The 23,311-nt window shown below is 38.7% G+C and carries 23 protein-coding genes and 2 pseudogenes; 15 read left to right on the top strand and 10 right to left on the bottom strand.

The window, feature by feature from the left end:
- Window positions 1-153: 153 nt before the first annotated feature.
- The 3 genes and pseudogenes from QF004_RS08900 to QF004_RS08890 all read right to left on the bottom strand — a co-directional run.
- Entirely contained in the window at window positions 154-1,995 is a 1,842-nt protein-coding gene (locus QF004_RS08900; protein ID WP_307425198.1) for a Xaa-Pro dipeptidyl-peptidase, read from the bottom strand.
- A 635-nt stretch (window positions 1,996-2,630) separates the two neighbouring features.
- Window positions 2,631-3,152: a GNAT family N-acetyltransferase gene (locus tag QF004_RS08895; protein WP_133440710.1), complete on the bottom strand. Its 522-nt coding sequence runs from the start codon at window positions 3,150-3,152 to the stop codon at window positions 2,631-2,633.
- Between the two features lie 26 nt (window positions 3,153-3,178).
- Window positions 3,179-3,367, bottom strand: a pseudogene (locus QF004_RS08890) (multidrug efflux SMR transporter); the annotation flags it as partial.
- A 356-nt stretch (window positions 3,368-3,723) separates the two neighbouring features.
- Here QF004_RS08890 and QF004_RS08885 point away from each other — a divergent pair.
- Entirely contained in the window at window positions 3,724-4,914 is a 1,191-nt protein-coding gene (locus QF004_RS08885; RefSeq protein ID WP_307425195.1) for an ATP-binding protein, read from the top strand.
- Between the two features lie 386 nt (window positions 4,915-5,300).
- Window positions 5,301-5,810 (top strand): tol-pal system YbgF family protein, encoded by a 510-nt coding sequence (locus QF004_RS08880; RefSeq protein WP_307425192.1) that lies wholly within the window; start codon window positions 5,301-5,303, stop codon window positions 5,808-5,810.
- A gap of 105 nt (window positions 5,811-5,915) precedes the next feature.
- On the opposite strand, the gene QF004_RS08875 is transcribed toward QF004_RS08880, so the two are convergent.
- Window positions 5,916-6,107 carry a hypothetical protein gene (locus QF004_RS08875; protein ID WP_133440707.1) on the bottom strand — a complete coding sequence of 64 codons (192 nt, stop codon included), beginning with the start codon at window positions 6,105-6,107 and terminating at the stop codon, window positions 5,916-5,918.
- A 297-nt stretch (window positions 6,108-6,404) separates the two neighbouring features.
- Here QF004_RS08875 and QF004_RS08870 point away from each other — a divergent pair, with 297 nt between their 5' ends.
- Together QF004_RS08870 and QF004_RS08865 are read left to right on the top strand one after the other, a co-directional pair.
- Window positions 6,405-6,647: a hypothetical protein gene (locus QF004_RS08870; RefSeq protein WP_307425189.1), complete on the top strand. Its 243-nt coding sequence runs from the start codon at window positions 6,405-6,407 to the stop codon at window positions 6,645-6,647.
- 6 nt (window positions 6,648-6,653) lie between these two features.
- Window positions 6,654-6,917 (top strand): helix-turn-helix transcriptional regulator, encoded by a 264-nt coding sequence (locus QF004_RS08865; protein ID WP_307425187.1) that lies wholly within the window; start codon window positions 6,654-6,656, stop codon window positions 6,915-6,917.
- Window positions 6,918-7,031: 114 nt separating this feature from the next.
- On the opposite strand, the pseudogene QF004_RS13975 reads toward QF004_RS08865, so the two are convergent.
- Window positions 7,032-7,109 (bottom strand): annotated as a pseudogene (locus QF004_RS13975) (hypothetical protein); the annotation flags it as partial.
- A 480-nt stretch (window positions 7,110-7,589) separates the two neighbouring features.
- Here QF004_RS13975 and QF004_RS08860 point away from each other — a divergent pair.
- From QF004_RS08860 to dcm, 6 genes are all read left to right on the top strand, one after another.
- The gene (locus tag QF004_RS08860; RefSeq protein ID WP_307425184.1) at window positions 7,590-8,378 is read left to right on the top strand and encodes an HNH endonuclease; all 789 of its coding nucleotides are present in this window, start codon (window positions 7,590-7,592) and stop codon (window positions 8,376-8,378) included.
- 3 nt (window positions 8,379-8,381) lie between these two features.
- The gene (locus QF004_RS08855) at window positions 8,382-11,042 is read left to right on the top strand and encodes a hypothetical protein (protein ID WP_307425180.1); all 2,661 of its coding nucleotides are present in this window, start codon (window positions 8,382-8,384) and stop codon (window positions 11,040-11,042) included.
- Between the two features lie 101 nt (window positions 11,043-11,143).
- Window positions 11,144-11,833, top strand: a complete 690-nt coding sequence (locus QF004_RS08850; RefSeq protein ID WP_307425177.1) for a hypothetical protein — start codon at window positions 11,144-11,146, stop codon at window positions 11,831-11,833.
- A gap of 28 nt (window positions 11,834-11,861) precedes the next feature.
- Window positions 11,862-13,037, top strand: a complete 1,176-nt coding sequence (locus tag QF004_RS08845; RefSeq protein WP_307425174.1) for a hypothetical protein — start codon at window positions 11,862-11,864, stop codon at window positions 13,035-13,037.
- A complete protein-coding gene (locus QF004_RS08840; protein ID WP_307425171.1) occupies window positions 13,024-13,548 on the top strand; it encodes a hypothetical protein in 525 nt (174 codons plus the stop codon). The genes QF004_RS08845 and QF004_RS08840 overlap by 14 nt, the downstream gene beginning before the upstream one ends.
- A gap of 323 nt (window positions 13,549-13,871) precedes the next feature.
- Window positions 13,872-15,128, top strand: a complete 1,257-nt coding sequence (gene dcm, locus QF004_RS08835) for a DNA (cytosine-5-)-methyltransferase (RefSeq protein ID WP_373456887.1) — start codon at window positions 13,872-13,874, stop codon at window positions 15,126-15,128.
- Here the strand turns inward: dcm and QF004_RS08830 are convergent.
- A complete protein-coding gene (locus QF004_RS08830; RefSeq protein WP_307425168.1) occupies window positions 15,104-15,868 on the bottom strand; it encodes an Eco47II family restriction endonuclease in 765 nt (254 codons plus the stop codon). The genes dcm and QF004_RS08830 overlap by 25 nt on opposite strands.
- 210 nt (window positions 15,869-16,078) lie before the next feature.
- Here QF004_RS08830 and QF004_RS08825 point away from each other — a divergent pair, with 210 nt between their 5' ends.
- From QF004_RS08825 to QF004_RS08820, 3 genes are all read left to right on the top strand, one after another.
- Window positions 16,079-16,627: a hypothetical protein gene (locus QF004_RS08825; protein ID WP_307425165.1), complete on the top strand. Its 549-nt coding sequence runs from the start codon at window positions 16,079-16,081 to the stop codon at window positions 16,625-16,627.
- Between the two features lie 12 nt (window positions 16,628-16,639).
- The gene (locus QF004_RS13970) at window positions 16,640-16,906 is read left to right on the top strand and encodes a helix-turn-helix domain-containing protein (RefSeq protein WP_373456892.1); all 267 of its coding nucleotides are present in this window, start codon (window positions 16,640-16,642) and stop codon (window positions 16,904-16,906) included.
- A 306-nt stretch (window positions 16,907-17,212) separates the two neighbouring features.
- Window positions 17,213-17,347, top strand: a complete 135-nt coding sequence (locus tag QF004_RS08820; RefSeq protein ID WP_307425163.1) for a GIY-YIG nuclease family protein — start codon at window positions 17,213-17,215, stop codon at window positions 17,345-17,347.
- 471 nt (window positions 17,348-17,818) lie between these two features.
- On the opposite strand, the gene QF004_RS08815 is transcribed toward QF004_RS08820, so the two are convergent.
- The 4 genes from QF004_RS08815 to QF004_RS08800 all read right to left on the bottom strand — a co-directional run bounded on the left by QF004_RS08815 (window position 17,819) and on the right by QF004_RS08800 (window position 21,602).
- Window positions 17,819-18,223 carry a VOC family protein gene (locus QF004_RS08815; RefSeq protein WP_307425160.1) on the bottom strand — a complete coding sequence of 135 codons (405 nt, stop codon included), beginning with the start codon at window positions 18,221-18,223 and terminating at the stop codon, window positions 17,819-17,821.
- A 41-nt stretch (window positions 18,224-18,264) separates the two neighbouring features.
- Entirely contained in the window at window positions 18,265-18,714 is a 450-nt protein-coding gene (locus QF004_RS08810; RefSeq protein WP_307425157.1) for an SRPBCC family protein, read from the bottom strand.
- 463 nt (window positions 18,715-19,177) lie between these two features.
- The gene (locus QF004_RS08805; RefSeq protein WP_307425154.1) at window positions 19,178-20,206 is read right to left on the bottom strand and encodes a zinc-dependent alcohol dehydrogenase family protein; all 1,029 of its coding nucleotides are present in this window, start codon (window positions 20,204-20,206) and stop codon (window positions 19,178-19,180) included.
- A 64-nt stretch (window positions 20,207-20,270) separates the two neighbouring features.
- The gene (locus QF004_RS08800) at window positions 20,271-21,602 is read right to left on the bottom strand and encodes an erythromycin esterase family protein (RefSeq protein WP_307425151.1); all 1,332 of its coding nucleotides are present in this window, start codon (window positions 21,600-21,602) and stop codon (window positions 20,271-20,273) included.
- Between the two features lie 135 nt (window positions 21,603-21,737).
- Here QF004_RS08800 and QF004_RS08795 point away from each other — a divergent pair, with 135 nt between their 5' ends.
- Both QF004_RS08795 and QF004_RS08790 read left to right on the top strand, forming a co-directional pair.
- Window positions 21,738-22,415: a dienelactone hydrolase family protein gene (locus tag QF004_RS08795; protein ID WP_133440687.1), complete on the top strand. Its 678-nt coding sequence runs from the start codon at window positions 21,738-21,740 to the stop codon at window positions 22,413-22,415.
- Window positions 22,405-23,040 carry a phosphoribosyltransferase gene (locus tag QF004_RS08790; RefSeq protein WP_307425148.1) on the top strand — a complete coding sequence of 212 codons (636 nt, stop codon included), beginning with the start codon at window positions 22,405-22,407 and terminating at the stop codon, window positions 23,038-23,040. Before QF004_RS08795 ends, QF004_RS08790 begins: the two co-directional genes overlap by 11 nt.
- Window positions 23,041-23,311 lie beyond the last annotated feature (271 nt).

Here is a 23,311-nt window from a genome sequence, read left to right as displayed (position 1 = left end):
TTACAATTTTGCGAATTTTATTTGTTGATATCGTCGCAATCTGGATGAAGCCGTAAATTGAGGTCAGAAGAATCTGCGATTTCGAAATAAGAATTCCCTGGACCTCATTCACGTATAAGCCTTTCCCATAAAAAGCTGAACTTAAATCATCATTTAATTCGTTACTGCATTTGTCAATGCTTCCGAACCGCCCACAATGGGCAAAGTCAGCTTTGTTCCATCCAGATCAACGTTTAATTCGGTTCCCGGTTCCGGGTGTAAGGTGAACTCTTTATCACTCGAAAAAATCATTAACCCGATCTGCTGTCCTTTTTTGATGATTTGATCGTCGGGCATTAAATCGAAGGATATTTCATAGTATTTACCGGGAATTAAAGGTTCGCTTTTTCTGATGGAAGCATGGTTTTGAGGATCGGCCCAACCGCGGGTAATGATATTGTCCGTTATTTTTGCTGCTCTGCCCTCATTCCAGGGAAGTGAGACCAACCAGACGGATAAATTCGCAGCAGGCTTACTGCTTGCCAGTCTGACGGTGATTTTTGGCACTCCCGAAAGATGCAGGTCTTTTGAAAACTTTGGAGTAACATATAATAAACGGTGATTGGTATTTTCAGCTCTGGCTAAACTTTCACCGCTAAATGAATAATTATCAACCAGGGTTTCTCTGCCCTGACCGGCAGCTTTGGTCATCATTAAACCGCCTACTTTTGGCGCACCTTCCGTTAAATAAAAGGTTACGTCTTTCGCTTCCGGGTTCGGATAATCCCGGTAAGGTGTTGGCTGATCAGGAGCATCATTCTCGCGAACGATAAAGGCTTTATTCTGTTCTTTCTGGATGCCGTTATCAATCCCAAATAAATAATGGGTAAACCATCTGTTCATCATTTCGAAGGGTGGCGGTCCGCCGTGACCATTTTGGTGGTAGTAAATGGCTGTTTCCAAGCCCATTTCTCTGGCTTTTTTATAAATACGGTAACTGTGCTCCGGCATCACATTCCAATCGTTAAAACCGTGAGCCATTAACAGGGCAGCTTTCATCTTCGGCATGTGGTTAAGGTAATCACGTCCTGCCCAAAAACTGTTGTAATCACCGGTAATGCGGTCCATTCCATTTTTCATTTCGGTGTCCCGGATTTTCGCATTGCTGTAGGCGCGTTTAGATTCATCACCACTGTGAATAAAGTCGTACAAAACATCAACGTCTTCTCCTAAGTAGCCACCGGGTGACCGCACCAATCCATTAGAACGGTAGTAGTGGTAATACGAAGTATTGGGCGCTACCGGAATGATCACTTCCAGGCCTTTTACGCCAGTTGTAGCGGCGGCAAGCGGAATAGTTCCGTTGTAGGAAGTTCCGGTCATGCCTACTTTTCCGGTAGTCCAGTACGCTTTTACTTTTTCATTTCCGTCAGCGGAAGTGTATCCGTTTGCCCTGCCGTTGAGCCAATCTATGACGGCTTTTGGAGCTAAAGATTCGTTATCGCCGCCCACGGTGGGTGAACCCTGCGACAAACCGGTACCCGGAGAAGAGGAGTGAACTACAATAAAACCGCGGGGTACCCAGGTTGCAATGAGGGAGTTGGAAATAATGGGACGGGTCCCTGTGCGAACCACTTCTGCATGAACGCGTTCTTTTCCGGCTGCTCCCAATTCATGACTGACATTCCAGAAAGCACCTTCTACATCAGGAGCAACCCCAGAATAGTAAGGACTCGATTCATAGATGACCGGAAGCTTTAATCCTTCAGTTTCGGTTTGATAAGGTCGGGTAACATCCACGTGCATGCGGTCTTTTTTACCATCACCATCGGTATCAAAAGTCGTTTCTACCCAAAGATCAGTTCTGATCCATTGGTTGGCATCTTTAAATTCCGGTACGATCTGGGCTTCACCATTGGTAAAAACAGGGCTTGCTTTTACCCTGTTTTGCGCATCTGCGGAGCAGAATGCAGTAATTGTTAATAAAAGGAAACCTGATTTGATTAGTGTATTCATCCTGTTTTTTGTCATTATAATTTTTATGGTAAGGCTGTGCTTTGCCGATTGACGGCAGCTGCAAGTTTTAAAAGTTTTTAATTTTTGTCTATGGTCTAATTATCCCGGTAAAGGCAAACGTAAATGTAGTAAAAAATATTTTGCTTAATAGAGGATAGACGAATAGATAATAGAGGATAGACAATAGATAATAGACAAATAGATAATAGAGGATAGACGAATAGATAATAGAGGATAGACGCATAGATAATAGACAAATAGATAATAGAGGATAGACGCATAGATAATAGACGAATAGATATTAGAGGATAGAATAATAGATCATAGATAGCAGACAATGGTTTGGTATATATTCCGGGACGGCCAGATTTTTAATCCTTGTGGCCCAGGGTTTAAACCATGAAGCTTTGAGGGATACAGAATGCGGAACCGTCGGATTATACAATAGGCTAACTTTTCATACGGTAGCCAACAGGGGTAAGATTCTTCCTACGACTATGCACTGTCATTGATTCCGTCGAATATCCGGTTTCTGAACGCAAGGCAGCAAAGCCAAACGCCGAAGGAGCAGACCGCAGACTGATGTCAGTTTGCTCCAATGTTTTTCATTATTTACGGCCGCTGCCTTTCTGTTTTCAGCGTAGTTTAAGCTTCATCATAATGTCAGTCTGCTCATCATCTCCTAATTTGAAAATATGCTTATCAAACGCTATAAAACCGTTCTTTTTATAAAAACGGATCGCTCTTGGATTTTCTTCCCAAACTCCTAACCATACATAATGCGAATTTTTCTGTTGGGCAATTTCAATCGCTTTTTCGTAAAGAATCTGTCCGGCTTTCCTGCCGTGAAACTCTTTCAGAACATAAATGCGTTCAATTTCAAGGGCTTTTTCATCTTTTAATTCAGTTTGTGAAGCTCCGAAATTGATTTTTAAGTAACCGATGATGCTGTTTTTGGATAACGCAAAATAAAATTCAGAATTTTCATTGTTCAACTCGTTCGTCAGCTTTTCATTGGAAAATCCCTCGGTCAGATATTTTTCTATATTTTTTTCGGTGTTACCTGAAGAAAATGTTTCCGAAAAAGTAGCTCTCCCTATTTTTTGCAGTTTCTCAAGATCTTTTATTGTTACTTTCTGTATGGTGATGTTCTCCATTTCTGTACTTATTTTTTTAGTTTATATTAATGAGCTGATACCGCTTTAAGTCCGACAATTGAACCGATCAAAGTGATAATGAAAAGGATTCGCAGAAAAGTTGCAGGTTCTTTAAATACAATAATTCCAACCAGTACAGTTCCTACTGCTTCGATACCTGTCCACACGGCATAAGCTGTTCCGATTGGCAAACCCTGGGTGGCTTTTATTAAAAGTCCCCAAACTGACCGCTAACTTCAAATATACACAAATAGCTCAACCCTCAAAATTGTTTTTTTTATGATTAATTGTCAGTAATTTATAAAATTAATAGACTTGCGTATTGGGTATAATTTTAATTCCGGGTTATGAAAAATGCGCAGGTCTTTAAGCCGGAACGCTATGGCTTACTGCCGGTACTGAGCGGTGACTGGAAAGCGGGAAGGGCTGTGAAAACATAAAAACAGGTATTCTATCAAATATTTTGCTCCTCTATTATTTAATAATGCTTTCTCTGGAAAGCAATATATATAAATAAATGCTTTTCATAAACAGCAAAAAAATGTATATTTGCTTCTTAAAAGTAGCAAATATGGAAGATTTATTGTTGGAATTTCAGTCAAAAATAGCAGGTATATCTTTGAATCTACAGCGCTATCTTGTTCATCAAATAGATTTGAGTAACCGTTTGATTGCGGTAAAAGGCGCAAGAGGTGCCGGAAAAACCACTTTACTTCTGCAAATGGCAAAATTGCATTTACCGCTGCAGTCAACCCTTTATGTAAGTTTGGATCATATTTACTTTTTTGATAACAAACTGTATCATTTGGCAAAACAGTTTACCCAGTTCGGAGGGACCTATCTATTGCTCGATGAGGTTCATAAATACCCGGATTGGTCACGGGAAATCAAATTGATTTACGATAATTTCCCGGAGCTCAATGTTATTTTTACTTCGTCTTCAATGCTCGAAATTTATAAGTCCGAATCGGATTTGAGCAGAAGAGCTGTTACCTATCATTTGAAAGAACTGTCTTTCCGGGAGTTTATCACTTTTGAAACCAGGAAAACAGTTCCTGTTTATTCATTTTTGGAACTGCTGGAACACCATAACCGGATTGCCACAGCACTTTTAGATGAGATAAAACCTTTGCCGTTATTTGAAAAATATCTGAAAATCGGAGCGTATCCCTACTACAGAGAAAGTGAGAGTCTTTATATACAGAAACTGCAAAACACAATTAATCTTATCATTGAGATTGATATCAATGCGGTGGAAGATTTGAATTACGACACGTTGGTAAAGCTGAAAAAATTACTCATCAGCGTGGCTTCAAGTGCGCCGTTTACCCCTAATGTCACGAAACTGAGCGAAAAAGTAGGCGTTTCCAGAAACATGTTGGTGCAAAGCATAAAGATTCTGGAACGTGCAGGATTGGTCAATGAACTTTACAGAGATACTTCGGGTATTGGAGTACTGACCAAACCTGAAAAACTGTATCTGAAAAACAGCAACCTGATGTATGCTTTGGCAAAAGATAATACAAATGTTGGAAATGTACGTGAAACATTTTTCCTCAACCAATTCAAGGGTTTACACGAAATAAACCGATCAGAAATTGCCGATTTTGTGATCGATAAAACTTATGTGTTTGAGATTGGAGGAAAAAACAAAACCAAAAAACAAATAACAAACGTAGAAAATGCTTACGTTGCGAAAGACGGTATTGAAATCGGTTTTGCAAATATTATTCCGGTTTGGCTTTTTGGTTTGATGTATTAAGAGCCTGTATAAATTTTGTTCTGCAAACTGAAAACAGCGTGAAAATCCCCCGAAGGCGCGATCGATTATTTTGATTAGCCCGGCCGTGTCCGGCCCTCCGTTTTCAGGCAGCCCATTATAAAGCCGGATCAGACCCGCGTGGAAAGCATGCCGAAACTCCCAATAAAATACGTTCCATGGGGCCAAAAAAGCAAAATCAGATCCAATCCCTGGATATGGGAAAAGATTTGCAGGTGTGCAGGGAAATTCCTGAGCCAAATGAAAGGTGGGGATGCTGCAGGACAGAAATTTCTGCAATATCCAAAAAAATACTATTTTTATACTGACGGAAGACCGGTAATTTTTTGTAAGGATTCAGGTCGCCGGTAACCCTAAAAGTATCAGTAATGACGCCCAAACAGATAGAACGGATTCAGTTTAAGATTGCAAAAATCAGGAAGGAACTTGCCGCCGATAAAAAGAGGTGGGGAGGTTATTACGACGACAGCCGCGGATTGCGGTATCTGCCTCCGGAACTGTACCTCAGGATACAGGATTATTCGGGCGCTCTCCGGTATTTTAACTGGTTCAGTAAGAATTTTCCTGATGATTCAGGGTATCCTGTATTTTTATTCGAGTGGGCCATTACGCTCTTTAAAAAAGACAGAATCAAAGAGGCAAAGGCCAAAATTATACAGATCGATCTTGTCAATACCTGGATTGTTCCCGCTTTTCTGGAGGCGGAGAACAGCCGTCCGCCTACTAAGGTGTTTTCAAACTGGCAGATGCCGGATGTTGCTGAGGACATGGGTTATTCAAAGCATGATGCTGAACTGGCAGATTTTGCAGAATGGCTTAGTGATTTTGTGAGCAGTGGGGAAGCTTCGGAGGGGAATACCGGAAATATTGGGGTGTAATTTGGTAATCTGTACCGATGTACTCCCGGCATCATGATTGGAATCCTTCACGTCTGGAGCGCACTTTCGGTAGCCTGTCCGGGATTCTCCTGCCATTTTATACCGCTACTGCCTGCAGATGATCACGGAATAATCACTTAAAATTTCATTCAATAAATCTTCTGTCAGATCAGAGCTTCCCAGTAATACCGTTCTGAAAATTTCAGTTCTGTCCTCAGGGGTCAGCTGATTGAGTTTTTCGGTATCGCGGAAAAACTTCATGAAGGCTTCCGGGGTTATATTTTCAGTGGTTTCCATAGCAGGTCCCTTTTTCTATTTGGAGGTATTATTAAATCTTCGATCTCATGATCAATTTGCGGGATAAAAAGATGGTCCTATTTACTTCAAAATGGTTCTGCTGTTTGCAGTTTCCGGTTTTCGTAATTTTTCCCTGTTTTTTTCATCCATTTAAAATGAAATACATTAATTTAAATGTTCATTATATTGCACACCAGGTAAATGTTTCTTATATTTGAAATAGGGAATTATTGACGCGCTGTCAGTCCTGCACAGCTATAAGATATTGCAAAAATAACCCGTTAAAATTCAGAAATTATGAATACCTACTTAAGCGAACAGGAAAAGCTAAGCCATCCGTACTACCGGATCATGGAACTGAAAGGTGAAGTACTGAATGAAAAACTGAATACATGGTCAAGGTCTGAACTGATCGACTGGCTGTGCTGGAATGACCGTAATGGGGTTTATACCGATGAGGATTCTTTAAGGGAATTCGGAAATATACTCAGCAAGGAAAGAGCAATTGAGATCATCACTGAAATGATCAATGAACCGTAATCAAGAGTGAAAAATATAACAGATACAGACGGGGTTTCTATTGAAGCTTACCTCACGGAGTGCCGTTTGAAAGTAGGCAGGTCTATCCGGGAAATCCGGGAAAAACGCAGTTTGAGTCAGGAACAGTTGGCCGATAAAATGAACATCAGCCGGTCTACCATTTCTAAAATAGAAAGCGGGAAATTCAACTGTAGCATTGATTATCTCTCCAAATTCGCATCCTTTCTCGATTTTGAAATTATTCTGCAGGACTCTCAGCGGAACCTTTAATGTTTTGTTTCAGCAATTTTATGGTGTCTTCGACCGTATTTTTTTTAGCTCACATTCCCAAACCGTAATCATTCCCGGTAAGCTTTTACTGTATAAAGAATATCAAAACCTTACTCAAAATAAAGCTTTTCTGAGTTTGATTTCAGGCTTGGTATTTTTACTTTTAATCTGGCTCATATCGTAGTTGCGTTGCTTCGTTGTATGTCTGGCATAATTTTTTTTTTAATCTAATTAATTACGGAAAACCGTATTTTTCATCCTTGAATCTTATGTAAATTTACATCATCACAGAATCTTCGGTTTTATGAAATTTTATCCAATACTCTCTAACATTAAAAAGGGAATTTAGTTGTTTTTTATTGAAATTTTTCATCTGTGAAGATTTTAATGTATATTCATTGTCCTATAAAATAGGATGACAGAAATAAAATTTAGAGATTTGTTTGCAGGTGCAGGTGGACTTTCAGAAGGATTTATAAGATTGGGGTTCATCCTGTTGCGCATGTGGAAATGAATAAATATGCATGTGATACTTTAAGAACGAGAACCACTTTTCATTGGTTGTAAAAGAAAAATCAAGAGGAGGAATATTAAGATTATCTAAAAGGATGGCGGCTTTCAAACAAATTGGAAATATGGTGCCGATAATGGTTGCTTAAAATTTTGATTGTTATGGAGAGAAAACTATGGTCACGTGAAGAATTGATACTTGTTTTTAACTTGTATCTGAAATTGCCATTTGGCAAAATGCACTCGAGAACGCCAGAAGTTATTGAAATGGCAAGCTTAATTGGCAGAACCGTCAGCTCAATTTCCATTCGGCTTGGTAACTTCGCTTCTTGTGACCCATATCATCAAAATAGAGGTGTTGTAGGAATGCCAGGTGGAAGAAAACAATGTCAACCAATTTGGGATGAATTTTTTGGTAACAAAGAATTATTAATTTTTGAAAGCGAAAGAATTTTGGCTGAAAAAGAAAATCAAACCATTGAAACTAAGTTTGCGGATTTATTCTTTGATATTAAAGATTTGAAAGGAGAAACCAAAATTCGTGAAGTAAAAACGAGGGTAAATCAAAATGTTTTCAGACAAATAGTTGTCGCCAATTATTCAAGTAAATGTGCAATTAGTGGGATTGATTTACCCGAGTTATTATTAGCAAGCCATATTGTTCCTTGGTCTAAAAATGAAGAAGAAAGACTGAATCCAGAAAATGGAATTTGCTTGTCCGCACTTTACGATAAAGCATTTGATAAAGGTTTGATTGCAATAAATGAAAATTATCAAATCTTACTTTCTGATAAACTTAGAAAAAAGAAAGATGCGGATTATTATGGAAAATACTTTGCACATTTAGAAGATAAATCATTGATTCTTCCTCAAAGGTACTTACCTAAAAAGGAGTTTATTCAATATCATTTGGATGTTGTTTTCAACAAGAATGAATTAATAAAAATTTAGACAATGCTAAAAAGACTCGTTATACTTCATTCAGACATCTATTCAAAAGCTGACATCGAGTTAGGTGACTGTGATTCCGTACAAATAGTCGGACCAAATAATATTGGGAAAAGCACTTTAATTTATGCTTTAAATTTTCTGTATATCATAGATGGAAAACAAATGACTTTTAGTGGTAACAGAACGGGCGACAAAACAACTTTTAATCACTACTTTCCTTCAATCAATTCGAGCTACATAATCTTTGAGATTTTCAAAAAAAGGTATTACTGCATTTTAGTAAAAAAGAATGCAGAGGGAAATTTGGATTATTACAAAATTGACAGCGACTACAAAGAAGAACAATACTTTAAGCAATCACCCGAAGGACAAAAGCTAAAGAAATTTGATTCATTACTTGCCGACCTTTCCTCGTCAGGCGTAGAATATAGCAAATACTCCAACAGACGTGACCTTTTCAATTTCGTTTACCAAAAAGGAAAACGAAATAATGGTGTTGTGTGGTTAAATGAAGGAGCTTCACAAGATCAAAGAGAAATAAGCAACAACTTTTCTAAAATTTATCGCTACTTAATCAATTCAAAACTCATTGACAACAAGACATTAAAGGATTCTTTGATTATTGCTGACAATAAAGAGAACGAACAGGTTGAGTTTTCTAAGAAAAATCAAAAGGATATTCAGACCCTTTTGAAACATAACAGAGAAATTAAGGTAGTTAGAAGTATTCAGAAGAGTTTTTCCGATTTTAAAGAATTAGTCAATCAGTATAAAGCAAAAAATCAAATTATTTCAGAAGTTGTATATGCTTTTGAAGCACTTTATTCTTCTGTCAACATTGAGCTAAATACAAGTGTCATAAGAAAGAGGAAAGAAAAAGAAGAACATCAATTTAATCTAACTGAAACTTTGAATCCGAAACAAAGTAAGTTAAATCAAAAAATTGGTGGACTAAAAATAACCGTAACACAGAAACAAACTTCACTTGATTTACTGATAAGAAAGATTTCAAAGATTAAATCTTATGAAGGTATTGACTTTTTAAATCAATCATTGAGCAATTTAGACACTGAAAGAAAAAGCATTGAAAGCCGACTTACTCAAATTGAAAACCAAAATCTAAGTAGTCGTGAAATTGAAGGGAAAATTTCTAGACTTAGTCAAGACATCTTAAAATTTGAGGGGCAAACTGAAACTTACTCAAATTTACTAATTCATCAGATAAGCAAAAGTGCAACAAATAAAGAATTGCTAAATGCAATTCTTTCCGATTCCATTACTACACTTCCTAAAGAAAATATTCAATCAGGCATTGAGAATTTAACTGATGTAATGAAAATTTTTGATGGAGCAATTTCAATTCCAAGAGGTTTTAAAGGCAAGCCAATTGCTTCAATTGATGACTTGAGAATTCGCAAAGATGAAGCGGCTAAAGAAAAAGAAAGTAATGAACAGTTGTTGCCTATTGCGAAAGATTTAGAAAAATATCGTTCTGAACTTCTTACAGTTCAACAAAAAATAAAAGAAGTAAGTAGTAAAATGGAGGAGCTAAATTCTTTGCCCGAACTTGAAAAAAACTTAACAATAGAAGAAGGAGAACAAAAAGTTTTAATTCAGCAAATGGACGAAACTGAAAAAGAATTAAAAGTAACCGAAGAAACGATTGGTAGAATAAATCAAGCAATTGAAATCTTAACGAATGATATATCACAAAAGGAAAATAGAATCAGAAAAATCCAAGAATGGAAAGTGAAAATGGAACAATCAGGGATTATTCCATTAGAATATCAAACAAACGAATCACTTGATAACCTTTTCAAAAACTTTGAAAGAAACTTGATTGAACGTGAAGAAATCAAGAATAAAAAGGAAAGATTATTTGAAAATCTAAAAACAAAAACAGAAACCGTTTTTGCTTCGGAGGACGAATTTATCAAGTATCTTAATTCAGAACTTGCAACGCTTGACGACAAGCAAAAAAGTATTGACGCATTGCTAAAAAACATTTCAACGCAATTTTCTATTCCGTGCAAAACACTTCATTCAAAATTTCAAGAATTTGAAGCGTTCATCAAGAATCAATTCAATTCCAAAATAAGAAAAATAAAAATCTCTGATATCGATTCTTTAAGTATTGAAATTATTCCAAACGAAAATTTAATCAAAGATTTAAAGAAGATTATGGAACTCCGAGACCTGACTTCTGAACTCATCTTTGATGACCAATCAGAAAACCTAAATGTTCTAAACCGATATTTAGACAATCAATCTGTAATTGAATTTAAAGACCTTTTTGACATTAAGTTACACCTTGACAAAAAAGGCAAGCATAAGATTTTTGATTTGCGGAATCAAGTAGAATCAGACGGAACGGATAAAATGATTCGTTCAATATTAATTATGTCAATAATAAGCCAAATTATTGTAAAGGATATCGAAAATAAAATTGTGATTTTTATAGATGAAGTATTAACAATAGACCCCGAAAATAGAAGTGAACTAGTAAAATTCTGTAAAGAAAATTATTTCACTCCAATTTTTGCGTCTATTCCACCTATGGTTGACGGATTTGACAAATATTACTTGGTAAGAAGAAGTAAAGGGAAAATTGTTTTAAGCGAAAACAACGGAAATGTAATTTACCGCAAACAAAAAGTAAAGTGAACCAAACAGATTTCAGAACATACAAGAAATTAAAAGAAGATTCTTTTCTTACAGAAAAGGCAATCCCCAAAACTGTTTTGAGTTCACCTCATTTCAAAGGATTGGTTTCTTCTTTAATTCTTGAAAAAACGAAATCCGGCAGAGGATTCAGATATGAAGTAAAAAAAATAACTGAATTTGAAAGTTTTTTTAAAATCTATTTTCCTGAAGACATTGAAGTTAAAGACAAGTCTGACAATGTTAGAAAATTCAGAAACTCGAAAATTCAAAAAACAGTTTCTACCCCTATTTTTATGTTAAGAGGATTTGAAAAGGTTAAGATAAACGACAATGAAGTGAATTTAGAAGATTACACAAAGAAATTTCAACTATTTGCCTGTAATGCAGAAAAAATTGAAACTAGACGAATTTGTATTGTTGAGAATTTGGACACGTTTTTAGTTGCCGAAAAATTGTTAGGAGAAAGTTTTGTTTTCATTCATAAATATGGACGAATAGGAAAAGAATCTCTAGGCAGTCTTTTTACAAATGAATTACTTGTTTTTGTTGATTACGATTTTAACGGTCTTGAAGAATTTCTAAGAATCAAAGAGGTTTTTGACTTTGCTCAACTTTACGTTCCCGAAAACTATGATGAACTTTTTGGAAAATATTCTCAAAGCTTAAAAGACAATAAAGCCGAAATGACGAATAGAATTAAGCAAAGTTTGGATATTAATGTGGTTAAGATTAAGGAAAGCATCATAAGAAATAACCGATTTTTAGAGCAACAGTATTGGAAATATGATTAAATCTGAACCAAAATCAATATTGCAGTTTATGGCAAATCATTACGATTTGCTACGAGACCTTTTTGATATACAGGTTAAGAACGATATTATCACCAAAGAAGCCCTAAATGTTTGTTTAGAAAATTACGACAAAAACATTCGGGAACAATTAACTGAATATCAAATCTTGGTTGAGCAGAATGATGACTTTGCATTTAACGAACCGTATTTTATACTTTTTGAATTTATACATCAACAATTCAAACCGCTTTTACCCGAAGAAATCGAGCATTTTGGACAGTCAATAAGAACACTATTTTTAAAAATCAAAGAGGGAATAAATGAGGATAAGAACATTTTATTAGAAAGAATTGAAGCCTTATCAAGTCAAATTAGAAAATTCACAAATGCCGTTGTAAACAACACCAAAAGTTTATTAACGGAATCAAGAGAGCTAAAAGCAAACAACAAGAAAATTGACTACCAAGAGAAAATTCATAAAGCAAGATATCTCATTGAAAATTACATAACCCCACTCAATACAATTTTAGACGTAAACCATAGTCAATCTATTTACAATGAATTGCTGAATGTTTCTCAGTTTACTAACGTAAAAAGATTTGATTACGGAGATGAAAGCATAAGACGAGAATTTGAAAAATTGTATCATTTGCTTCGTCAAGTTGGGAAAGACTTAAATACACAATCTGTAATTCTTACAAATGAATTATTACCTTTAATTGAACGAATAAAAACCGAAAGTCAATATTTGAGAGGCTTTCATTTTTACCTAACTAATGGAAACTGTTATAAAGGAATTGAACCGCCACATATATTTGTTTCCACCAGAGATAATATCTACAATAGATTCATCTATGAAAACACGAAAGAATATTTTGAACAGTTCAAAAATGAAGCTGATATAATAATTGTTGAAGATTCAGAACAAACCAATGATTGGATTTTCGATAAATCAAAGTATAAAGAAACGCTAAACAGCAATTTGCCCGTAGAGGATTTTTTCAAATGGTGTGAAAGTTCAATTAAGGAAGAAAATGAAGATTTTTCGTTTGACAACTTCTTTATGGTAACATGTTTACTTTTTGAAGAGGATTATGAAGTTTCAGTTAACCAGGAAGGAGAAAAAATAATCGTTTATAATAATGATTATGAATTAGTTATGCCCAAACTTATAATCAAAAAACAAGAAGATGTATCCAGATAAACATAAAGAAATAATCACTTCCCTAATGGAGGGAAAGTTTATTACCGTTGAGGATTTATTATTTGAAACAATTAAGAAAAAGGAAGATTTTTATATAGAGTTCTTTGAAAATTCTTTCGGATTTGAACTTATTGGTAATCACGACTTTTATTATCTTGTTTCAAGTGAGACAAATGAAAATACATCAAGAGATATTTCAATTTTCTTTTCAATCCTTTGTTACGAGCTTGACAAAGACGGAAAGAATTTTTTAGAGGAACTCAATTATTCTGAATTTCATATTGACGAGATTATTGAATATTTTAGTAATTCGTCTTGGACAGATGTTATAAAAGCTAACAAGCAGTTGAACAATGAAGAAAGTTTAAAACGACATATTGGAACTATGGTAAAGAGAAATATAGCCGTAAAACAAAGTAACGACAGATATTCATTTACAAAAGCACACAAATTGTTCATCAACTTTGCAAAAGACTTAATAAAAGATGATAAAAATGAAACAATTGAATAAAATCATATAGTGGAAAGTCTAGAAAGTTTTTTATGAAATTAACTGGTGTACTTTGCGTCGGAATGAGTGGTGTACTTTGTTCGTAATAATCATTGCATTCTCTTTTTTACAATGTATTTTGGGAGTGTAAAATAAACTGTGTCAAGCTCCAACATCGGGTAATATTGATCCGGAGCTGATTTCTTGGGTTCTTTAATTAACCGCAAAAGTCTTCGATGAAAACTTCATACCCGTTTGTAGAAATATTTATCTGTCGTTCTTCTTTTCGTCATTTTCATTTGGAAGTTTAAGATTTTTTGTATTAAATTTGTAACCAATGTCTAATGTTGTATAATTTGGTTATGAGTGAGTATTTAACTATTTCAGAAACAGCGAAGTTACTTAATAAAAGTACGAAAACGCTTCGTCGTTGGGATGAAGAAGGAAAACTTTCAGCCTTTCGTGAGCCAATGAGTAATTATAGAGTTTATAGAAAGGATGAAGTTGAAACTTTGTTTGCCGAATTTCTAAATGCTGATATTGAAGAAACAGTTTGTAATTTTGTTGAGCCTGAAAATGAGTACAGAGTTTTAGAACTGTTTGCAGGTGCAGGTGGTTTAGCGGTCGGAATGGAAAAAGCGGGTTTAAAATGCGTTGCTTTAAATGAAATAGACAAGTACGCTTGTGAAACTTTAAGGAAAAACCGTCCAAATTGGAATGTTTTAGAAGGAGATATTAAGGATTTCAATTTTTCGGAATACTATAATCGGGTAGATGTGGTAACTGGAGGATTTCCTTGTCAGGCGTTTAGTTATGCTGGAAAAAGATTGGGATTTGAAGATGCAAGAGGAACTTTATTTTATGAGTTTGCTCGAGTCGTAAAAGAAGTAAATCCTCCGATTTGTATTGGTGAAAATGTCAAAGGTCTTTTAAGTCACGAAAACGGAAAAACTTTACAAGGAATGATTTCTATTTTGGACGAAATCGGTTACAATGTTGTTCCTGTAAAAGTTTTAAAGGCTATTAATTTTAATGTTCCACAAAAACGGGAGCGCTTGATTTTGGTTGGAATTAGGAAAGATATTGATTTAAAATACGAATATCCTAAACCTTATAAAAAAATCTACAATCTAAGAGACGCTTTGAAAAAAGGTGAGTTATTTGATACCAATGTTCCCCAATCTACGGGAGCAAAATATCCTGAGAGTAAGAAAGTAGTTTTAGACTTAGTCCCTCCAAAAGGCTATTGGAGAGACTTACCTTTAGAAATTCAGAAAGATTTTATGGGGGCAAGTTTTTATTTAGGTGGTGGAAAAACCGGAATGGCAAGAAGAATCGGTTGGGATGAACCTTGCTTGACTTTGACTTGTAGTCCAGCACAAAAGCAAACAGAACGTTGTCATCCAGATGAAACTCGTCCGTTTACCGTTCGTGAATATGCAAGAATTCAAACATTTCCAGACAATTGGCAATTTTCGGGGTCAACTTCTCAACAATACAAACAAATTGGAAATGCTGTCCCTGTGAATTTAGGAAAGGAAGTTGGTTACTCAATTGTGAAATTTTTGAACCAATATTACAATTTGTCGAAACCTAAATAATAACTGTAATTCTCGAACGTTATTTGGTCTAAAATACTGCGTTTAGAAATTTCTGTTTCTAATTTAATTTCGTCAATGGCAGAATTTTCAGCGATTGAATTGCTGTGTTCGATTGATTGCAAATAATCTTTTATTGCTTTTGGTAAGGCTTTGTACAACTGTAAAAGTGCATCTTCTTGTCCCGAAAGCAAAGCATAAAATTGGTCGCCCGATATTTTATAAACTCGGCTGTGGCTATATTCTTTACCGTTGATTTCGCCTTTCCAAAGTTCGTTAAAACTATTTTTGGCTAAAATCTGCACCCAATAACATTTTGCTTTTTTGTAATCGTCAGCATAACGAGCCAATTTCTGAAACAAACTTTCTGCCGAACTGCTGTTCATTGTATTGTGTTTGTTTTTGATGTCGGCAAACAAAGTATCGTCCGTTGCTTTGATGTCAAAACCACTCAAATTACCAACTTCAAAACCTTTAATTCCACCTAAAATTTGTTCGTGAAAAGTACCGATTGAATTGTTGATGGATTTATCAATTTGTCTTAAAATTTCAGCTTGGATAAGGCTTTCTTCGTCAATATCGTTGAACTTTGCGTCAAAAGTCAGCTTGATAGTGTCAACTTTATTTGAGTAAAAATTCTTTTTAGTGATGTTATTTTTCGCTTTCAAATAAGCCTTGTGAAGATTACCAACACAGGTTAATAAATGCTCGTCCGATATAAAATTTACATACTTATTTGCCATTCGTTCTTGTCGTTACAATTCGGTCGCTAAGTTAGTGTTTTTTGCCTAATGTTTTTCGGTCGTTGATGTCAGTACGATGGTCGGATAGAATGACAGATAACGGGGTATTTCCGCACGCGGGATAAAAATACGAAAACTTTCTACTTGCTGAAAACGTAATTAACCGCAAAAATCTTCGATGAAAATTTCATACTCGCTTATATAAGTATCGTGGCCATCGGACTGTTTAAGAAAGTGGATTCGGTGTACCGGCGGCAGCAATTTATATTTCCCGAACTCTGCGAAAATTACAGGCTCCTCATGCATGATGCTCAGCACCGCAATCATATGAATGATGCCCTGTACTATTCCGATGTCCACCGCAAAATGGAGAACCAAATTTCGGCGGATGTGATATACCTTTCCTCGGTATTTCATGCGGAAGGGTTTAAATACGAAAAGAGGAGGCTAACCCAGAGCAAAAGAATGATGACCATTGGGTTCGTATTGAGCATGATATTGTTGGCAGTCTTCGTTTACCAGTATTATTTGGAAAAGGAAGCAGAAAAGAGATTTCGGGTGATGATTGCGCCCTCCGCATTTTCCGGTGAAACTTCGTCCGCAGGTACGAAACGGAGAAAGGGAAAATTTACGCTACCACAGGAAATCTACGACAGGATGCAGGAAAAAATGCAGCATTTTGAAGACGGGGAACACTACCTTGATGCGGAACAGACCAAAAAAAAACTGGCTGACCAGCTGCGTACCAACACGCAGTAGCTCTCTGCCTTTATCAATATCAGCAAGGGTGTAAATTTCAGGACTTACCTCAATGAACTGCGCATCCGCTATATTGCAAAGCAGATTTCTGAAAACCCAGAATACCTGAAGTATGGCAATGATGGCTTGGCAAGTGAGTGCGGGATGGGTTCACGCTCTACCTTTTCGAGGCATTTTTTCAAGATCTATGGAATGAGCCCGCAGAAATACGTGAAAAAATGCCGCGAGGAAAGAGAGGCGCGGTGGCTTCGAGGGCCTCAGCCACCGCGCCCTCGATAAAAGATAGAGTCCTCACCCGATGCCTGGACTTCGAGAGCCTCAGCCACCGGAACCGAAGGCAGAGGCACCGCGTCTTCGGGAGCCTCAGCCACCGCATCTCTTATAAAAGATAGAGTCCTACTACCGATGCCTGAGGCACTCGAAGGCAGAGTATCCGCATCTTCGAGAGCCTCAGCCACCGGACCTATATAAAAGATAGCTCTCTCACCCGATGCCTGAGGCACTCGAAGGCAGAGGATCCGTGTCTTCGAGAGCCTCAGCCACCGGACCTCGAAGGCAGAGGAACTGAAATAAAAAAAAAACGCTATGAAAGGTTATATGTACATCTTACTCTGTTCAGACAGAAGTTATTATACAGGAAGCACCACTAACTTAGAAGTGAAGTTGAACCAGCATCACGCAGGGGAAGGGGCAAATCATACAAAAAAAGACTGCCTGTAAAACTGCTGTATTATGAAGAGTACAGCCGGATTGATGAAGCTTTTTACAGAGAAAAACAGGTTCAGGGCTGGAGCCGGGTAAAGAAAGAGGCGCTGATCAACGGCACACCCGAACTGCTTCCTGAGTTGGCAATCGCCTACCGGGACCTAGGTGATGGTGCCTTCGAGAGCCTCAGCCACCGAGCACCTATATAAAAGATAGATCCTACTACCGATGCCTGGACTTCGAGAGCCTCAGCCACCGCATCTCTTATAGAAGATAGATCCTACTACCGATGCCTGAGGCACTCGAAGGCAGAGGATCCGTGGCTTCGAGTGCCACAGCCACCGCACTCTCGGTAAGAGATAGAGTCCTCACCCGATGCCTGAGGTACTCGAAGGCAGAGGATCCGTTGCTTCGAGAGCCTCGGCCACCGCGCCTCATCCCGGCTTCAATAGATGATTTTTTGATTTTTCATGCGGGAACGATTTATTATTTAGGTATTTTGGTCATGTCCATATAAAAAAATTCCCACGTATGTCCGTCGAAATCTTCAATGGTGCGCTGCTGCATAAAGCCATAGTCTCTCATTTCTGAAGGTTCAGTACCGCCGGCTGCTAAACCTGCGGTCATTACGGTATTCACCTCATCCACAGAATTCAGGGAAAGGGAGAAAAGTCCTGCCAATGTAGATTTGGTGTCTGCAATAGGTTTGGTGGCAAACGAAGAAAATTTTTCATGCGTCAGAAGCATCACATAAATGCTTTCGCTCCAAACCATGCATTTTCCCGTCTCATCAGAGAACTGCGGATTGTTGGTAAATCCTAAAGCGGTGTAAAATTCCATGGACTTATCCGGGTCTTTAACTGCGAAATTGAGGAAGATCTGTTTATTCATTGTATAGGGTTTTTAATTTATAATATCGGGAAATGATAATTTCAGGCATCAGGAATATTTGGTTCCACTAATTTTTTAAGTTTCTCCAGCGATTCCTGCCATCCTAAATAGCAGAATTCTACAGGAATCATTTCTGGAATACCCTCCTGAGTAATGGTGACGTCTGTTCCGCATACTACTTTTTTGAGCCAGACCGTGGTGATCATTTCTCCAGGCAGATTTTCGTTGTCAAAATGGTCGGTGTATTTTAAAAATTCATTGGGTCTGATTTCTAAATAATCACCGCCAAAAGACTGCGTAGTTCCGGTAGTGAAATTAGTAAAAGACATTTTATAACTGCCTCCAACTTTGAAATCGAGCTCATGCACTTTAGCCGAAAAACCATTGGGCGGCAACCAGGAAGTGAGCGCATCGGCCTCTGTAAAAGCACGGTAAACTTTTTCCGGGCTTGCTGTAAAAACGCGGTGTAGGGTGACTTTGTTGTGGTTCATAATGGGTATGTTTTAAAGGTTAAGTCTTATTTCTAAATACGAATCAACTTACTGTGGTGTTGCTGCTCTGCGAAAACACTTTAAATAAACGTCCAGATAAAAAGAATTCGGCAGGTGATGAAGATACTCTTCACTCCATGGTCTGTTATAAAAAAATCGTGTTTCCCTAATGTTATTTTGTATTTTATTCCCTATCAAATTTAGCCATTTGCTTAATTATTTCATCATTTATTTTCGGAAAATACCAAAAAATACCACGGTCGAATTCCTGAACTTATTTAAAACCGCCCTCTGCAACCAGACCTTTTAAGAGCCTGTTTAAATTTCATCAAAATTAATTTCCCCAACCCTAAGAATTTTTAATTAATGCATCAATGGGATAATGATTATGAATTTTAAACCTAAAAATTTAGGAAGCTTCCAACTTTGCCAAAGTTGATTAAATAAAAAAAATATTGATGAGTCACGCTATTACCAATACTTTTGCCCCAATACTTTTTTTATTTTTGAGATCTGTTAATGCGCGGTTCGCGTCTTCTAACCGGTATTCTTCAATGACCGGTTTAATGGGAATCTCAGCAGCCAGCTGCAAAAACTCCCTTACGTCTTTGCGGGTGACATTGGCCACGCTTTTGATCTGCTTTTCCATCCACAGGTCTTCGTGATAATTCAGGTTAAGCAAATAGGGTCTGTCCCGGTCTTCTTTTCTGATGGCGTTAATGATCAGGCGTCCTCCGGGCTCAAGATTTTTCATTGCTTCCACTACGGGAGTCCAGGCTGGGGTGGTGTCTATGATGGCGTGAAGTTTCTCAGGAGAACGGTCCTGTGTATTACCTGCCCATCCGGCACCCAGTTCAAGGGCAAACTTCTGTTCACCAGGGTCGCGGGCAAAGACAAATACGCTGACCTCAGGATATTGATACTTTATCATTTTTAAGACCAGATGGGCAGAGGCTCCGAAACCGGTAAGACCCAGACGCTGTCCGTTTCTGATGCCGGAAAGTACCACGGAGCGGTAACCTACCGCACCTGCGCACAAGAGGGGCGCCGCTTCGGAATCGGAAAATATTCCGGGAATGGGATAGGCGAATTTTTCAGAAACCGTCATGTACTCGGCGTAACCTCCGTTAGCATCTCTTCCGGTTGCTTTAAAATCAGCGCAAAGATTTTCGTTCCCTGTTCTGCAGTATTCACAGACGCCACAGGCGGAAAATATCCAGGCGACACCCACCCTGTCGCCTTGATTAAAAAGCGTAACGGCGGTTCCTTTTTCGGCCACCCGGCCGACAATCTGGTGCCCGGGGATGACCGGAAATGCTGTTGGGGAAGTACGGCCTTCAATTTCATCCAGTTCCGTATGGCACACCCCACACCGCGAAACCCTGATCAGTATTTCATCATCGCGGGGAATGGGCACCGGAACATTTTCAAGCACCAATGGCTGACGGCCCGTTGCCAAATTGACCGTTTTGTAAAGCAACATTGCTTTCATGGCTCTTTTTTATGAAAATGGGATGGTAAGTAACCAGGCTGAGGCCGGTATCTGTTCACGGTATTTAGACGCCAAAAGGATAGGTCTCTGGGATCTGATGCACATCTTTTGCAACATGCAGCGGATGCAGCGCTTTTGTTTCATCCAGGTAAACAAATGCATCGTAGCGGAGCGGCATCAGGCTTGGCACATAGTTTCGGTGCTCATATTCCGGGTGGTAAACCACCCCGACTGCGCGGTGCTTAATCATTTTACTGCCAAAGCGTTTTTTCATGCTGTCATTCATGAATACGATTCTGTCTTTTGCGCCGCAAAGATGAAGGAGGTATTCCCAGCTTCCCTGAGCAGCCTCGGGCAAAGGGAGGATGCGCATGTCGGCTCCCCAGTTATTTCCTGCAATCACGGTTCCTTTATAAGAGCCAAAGCCAACGGCAAATGCATTGTTATCCCCATGCTGTTCCCGCACCAGCTGGCCTACATTCACCATTCCATCAGCAGTCATATCTGTTGCGCGTGCATCACCGATATGGGTATTGTGTTCCCAGATGATTCCTTTGGCATGGCTTCCGTGAAACTGCATCAGGCGGTTCAGGGTATCCATCATGTGGCGGTCGCGGATATTCCACGACTCAGGTCCGCCTTTTACCATCGTGCGGTAATATTTTTCTGCGTTCACAGCGATGACCGCATTTTGCTCGGCGCTGAAAACCGCTTCGTGATCGGTATTATAGTAGGAGATTCTGGTTCTTATTTCTTTCAGCAGATCAATCACTTCCCGCTCACAGGAAAAAGGCACCATCATGGTTGCCCGGGCATAGGCCTGACCTTCTTCGGCACTGTAGGGCTCAAAGCACTGAAATGCTTTTTTGGCAATTTCAAGTGCCTGAGGATCTACTTTGCCCAGGTATTTCAATATGGCTTCCATCGATTCCCAGAGACTGTACACATCTAATCCGTAAAATCCTGCTTTTTGACCGCGTGGGAGATTTTCATTGTGCTTCTTCATCCATTCCGCTAACGCTACCACTTCCCAGTTGGCCCACATCCAGGTAGGCCAGCGGTTGAACGCGTGCATCACTTCGAAAGCGCTTTTGCCCGAATCCGGATAATTCTTTACATACCGGTTGACCCGGTAGCAGTCTGGCCAGTCTCCTTCGACGGCGATGAAAGAAAATCCTTTTTCCGCAATCAGTTTTTTGCTGATTTTGCTCCGCCATGTGTAGTATTCATGGGTGCCGTGCGAAGCTTCACCCAACAGAACATATTGGGCGTCACCGATTTGATCAATCAGTTGATCCAGGTCTTCGGCAGACTGTAATTCCACCGAATTACCGGTAATGGTATGGATAAGTTCTCTGCTGATGAGATGACGGTCTTCTGATAATGAAATTTTCATGGCAGCTGTTTTTGGTCCTGCAAACGAACCGATATTTTGCGTTAAAAACAATGATCAATTTCATTTTTTTTACTGATTGAAATCATTACATGCAGGCATTCAGTAGATTATCTTTGACTCAATAAATGCAAAGCGATGAATACTTCAAATCACGAAATGATCATCCCATTCGGGAACATTTCACTGAAAGGAATTTTAACGGTTCCTCCGGGAGCGGCCGCGATCGTTATTTTCAGCCACGGAAGTGGAAGCAGCCGTTTCAGTTCGCGGAATGCTTTTGTAGCGAGGGTACTGAATAAAAGTGGAATGGCAACCCTTCTTATTGATCTGCTTACCCCCGATGAGGATCTCGTGTATGAAAACCGTTTTGACATTGATCTGCTTACCGCGCGGCTGGTAGAAGTAACGAATTTTATTCACCAACAGGAAGCCTATAAAAACTTTAAGATTGGATATTTCGGGGCAAGCACCGGTGCGGCATCTGCAATCAATGCGGCAGAAAGACTGGGAACGCTGATCAGCGCAATCGTTTCTCGCGGTGGCCGTCCTGATCTTGCTGATGCTGATTATCCGCTGGTAAAAGCGCCCACCCTGCTGATTGTAGGCAGTCTGGATGTTCCGGTCATCGAACTGAATGAAGAAGTGTACAACGATTTACGGTGCGAAAAGAAATTGGTTATTGTGGAAGGCGCGACGCATCTATTTGAAGAAGAAGGAAAACTTGAAGAAGTAGCCGAACTGGCTTCCGAATGGTTTCAAAAATGTATTCAGGAACATCATTCTTTACCCAAAAACAGTCACCATGATCTTTAATAACCGATATGACGCTGCAATGCGTCTTGTTCCCCTTTTGAAAAAATATGCGGACACCAAAGGAGTGGTCCTCGCCATTCCGCGGGGTGCGATCCCTATGGGGTTCTACATCGCCAAAGAACTGCATCTTCCTCTGGACCTTCTGCTTACCAAAAAAATCGGGCATCCCCAAAACCCTGAACTGGCAGTGGGCTCCGTGAGTATGGAAGGACGGGTGGTGGATCCGAGGTTTAATATGGATGAAGACTTTATAGACCGGGAAACGGTGAGAATCCGGGCGACACTGAAGGACCGCTATAAAAAGTTTATGGGCAACCGCTCTTCCATTGATCTGAAAGACAAAACGGTCATTATTGTTGACGACGGGATTGCTACCGGAAACACCATGCTCTTATCGGTTGATTTGGTGAAACATCATGCCCCGGAAAAGGTGGTGGTGGCGACGCCGGTGGCTGCTCCGGAAGCGCTGAGAAAACTCCGGAAGAAAGCCGATGAGGTCATCTGTCTTTATGCGCCGGAAGATTTCAGAGCCGTAGGGGAGTTCTACGATGATTTCTCTCAGGTAACCGATGACGAAGTTATTGATTTTCTGAACAGATTAAGCACAGAACAGAAATCTGTTTGATTTCTTATTTCTATTCAGGCAACGAGATAAAAATTCAGATTCCCGCCAAAATTAATATTGAGCACTGCTGGCCACTGGCATCCCCTGTTAAAAAGGTCCCTTTTGAATGACGGGTCCCTATCATGACAGAATAAGAATCTCCCCAGTTGATTTTTTAAAGCAGACTCAACCCTTGAATCATTTTGATATAAACCCTGCCGGAATCCTCAGAACGGCAATTTGTCTCTTCCGGCAGGGCTTTAAGTTGATCCCGTATTATCCTGTGTATGAA

The organism is Chryseobacterium sp. MDT2-18 (genome assembly GCF_030815285.1).
GTDB classification, from domain to species: Bacteria; Bacteroidota; Bacteroidia; order Flavobacteriales; family Weeksellaceae; genus Kaistella; species Kaistella salivictor.
This window is presented reverse-complemented; position numbering and strand designations above follow the sequence as displayed.

What these genes read in the sequence shown, in the direction of transcription:
- QF004_RS08875 (WP_133440707.1), bottom strand. Translation starts at nt 6,107, where the DNA reads ATGGAAACCACTGAAAATATAACCCCGGAAGCCTTCATGAAGTTTTTC.
- QF004_RS08885 (WP_307425195.1), top strand. Translation starts at nt 3,724, where the DNA reads ATGGAAGATTTATTGTTGGAATTTCAGTCAAAAATAGCAGGTATATCT.
- QF004_RS08860 (WP_307425184.1), top strand. Translation starts at nt 7,590, where the DNA reads ATGGAGAGAAAACTATGGTCACGTGAAGAATTGATACTTGTTTTTAAC.
- QF004_RS08810 (WP_307425157.1), bottom strand. Translation starts at nt 18,714, where the DNA reads ATGAACCACAACAAAGTCACCCTACACCGCGTTTTTACAGCAAGCCCG.
- QF004_RS08855 (WP_307425180.1), top strand. Translation starts at nt 8,382, where the DNA reads ATGCTAAAAAGACTCGTTATACTTCATTCAGACATCTATTCAAAAGCT.
- QF004_RS08840 (WP_307425171.1), top strand. Translation starts at nt 13,024, where the DNA reads ATGTATCCAGATAAACATAAAGAAATAATCACTTCCCTAATGGAGGGA.
- QF004_RS08815 (WP_307425160.1), bottom strand. Translation starts at nt 18,223, where the DNA reads ATGAATAAACAGATCTTCCTCAATTTCGCAGTTAAAGACCCGGATAAG.
- QF004_RS08870 (WP_307425189.1), top strand. Translation starts at nt 6,405, where the DNA reads ATGAATACCTACTTAAGCGAACAGGAAAAGCTAAGCCATCCGTACTAC.
- QF004_RS08880 (WP_307425192.1), top strand. Translation starts at nt 5,301, where the DNA reads ATGACGCCCAAACAGATAGAACGGATTCAGTTTAAGATTGCAAAAATC.
- QF004_RS08895 (WP_133440710.1), bottom strand. Translation starts at nt 3,152, where the DNA reads ATGGAGAACATCACCATACAGAAAGTAACAATAAAAGATCTTGAGAAA.
- QF004_RS08845 (WP_307425174.1), top strand. Translation starts at nt 11,862, where the DNA reads ATGGCAAATCATTACGATTTGCTACGAGACCTTTTTGATATACAGGTT.
- QF004_RS08790 (WP_307425148.1), top strand. Translation starts at nt 22,405, where the DNA reads ATGATCTTTAATAACCGATATGACGCTGCAATGCGTCTTGTTCCCCTT.
- QF004_RS08820 (WP_307425163.1), top strand. Translation starts at nt 17,213, where the DNA reads ATGAAAGGTTATATGTACATCTTACTCTGTTCAGACAGAAGTTATTAT.
- dcm (WP_373456887.1), top strand. Translation starts at nt 13,872, where the DNA reads ATGTTGTATAATTTGGTTATGAGTGAGTATTTAACTATTTCAGAAACA.
- QF004_RS08830 (WP_307425168.1), bottom strand. Translation starts at nt 15,868, where the DNA reads ATGGCAAATAAGTATGTAAATTTTATATCGGACGAGCATTTATTAACC.
- QF004_RS08800 (WP_307425151.1), bottom strand. Translation starts at nt 21,602, where the DNA reads ATGAAAATTTCATTATCAGAAGACCGTCATCTCATCAGCAGAGAACTT.
- QF004_RS08805 (WP_307425154.1), bottom strand. Translation starts at nt 20,206, where the DNA reads ATGAAAGCAATGTTGCTTTACAAAACGGTCAATTTGGCAACGGGCCGT.
- QF004_RS08795 (WP_133440687.1), top strand. Translation starts at nt 21,738, where the DNA reads ATGAATACTTCAAATCACGAAATGATCATCCCATTCGGGAACATTTCA.
- QF004_RS08900 (WP_307425198.1), bottom strand. Translation starts at nt 1,995, where the DNA reads ATGAATACACTAATCAAATCAGGTTTCCTTTTATTAACAATTACTGCA.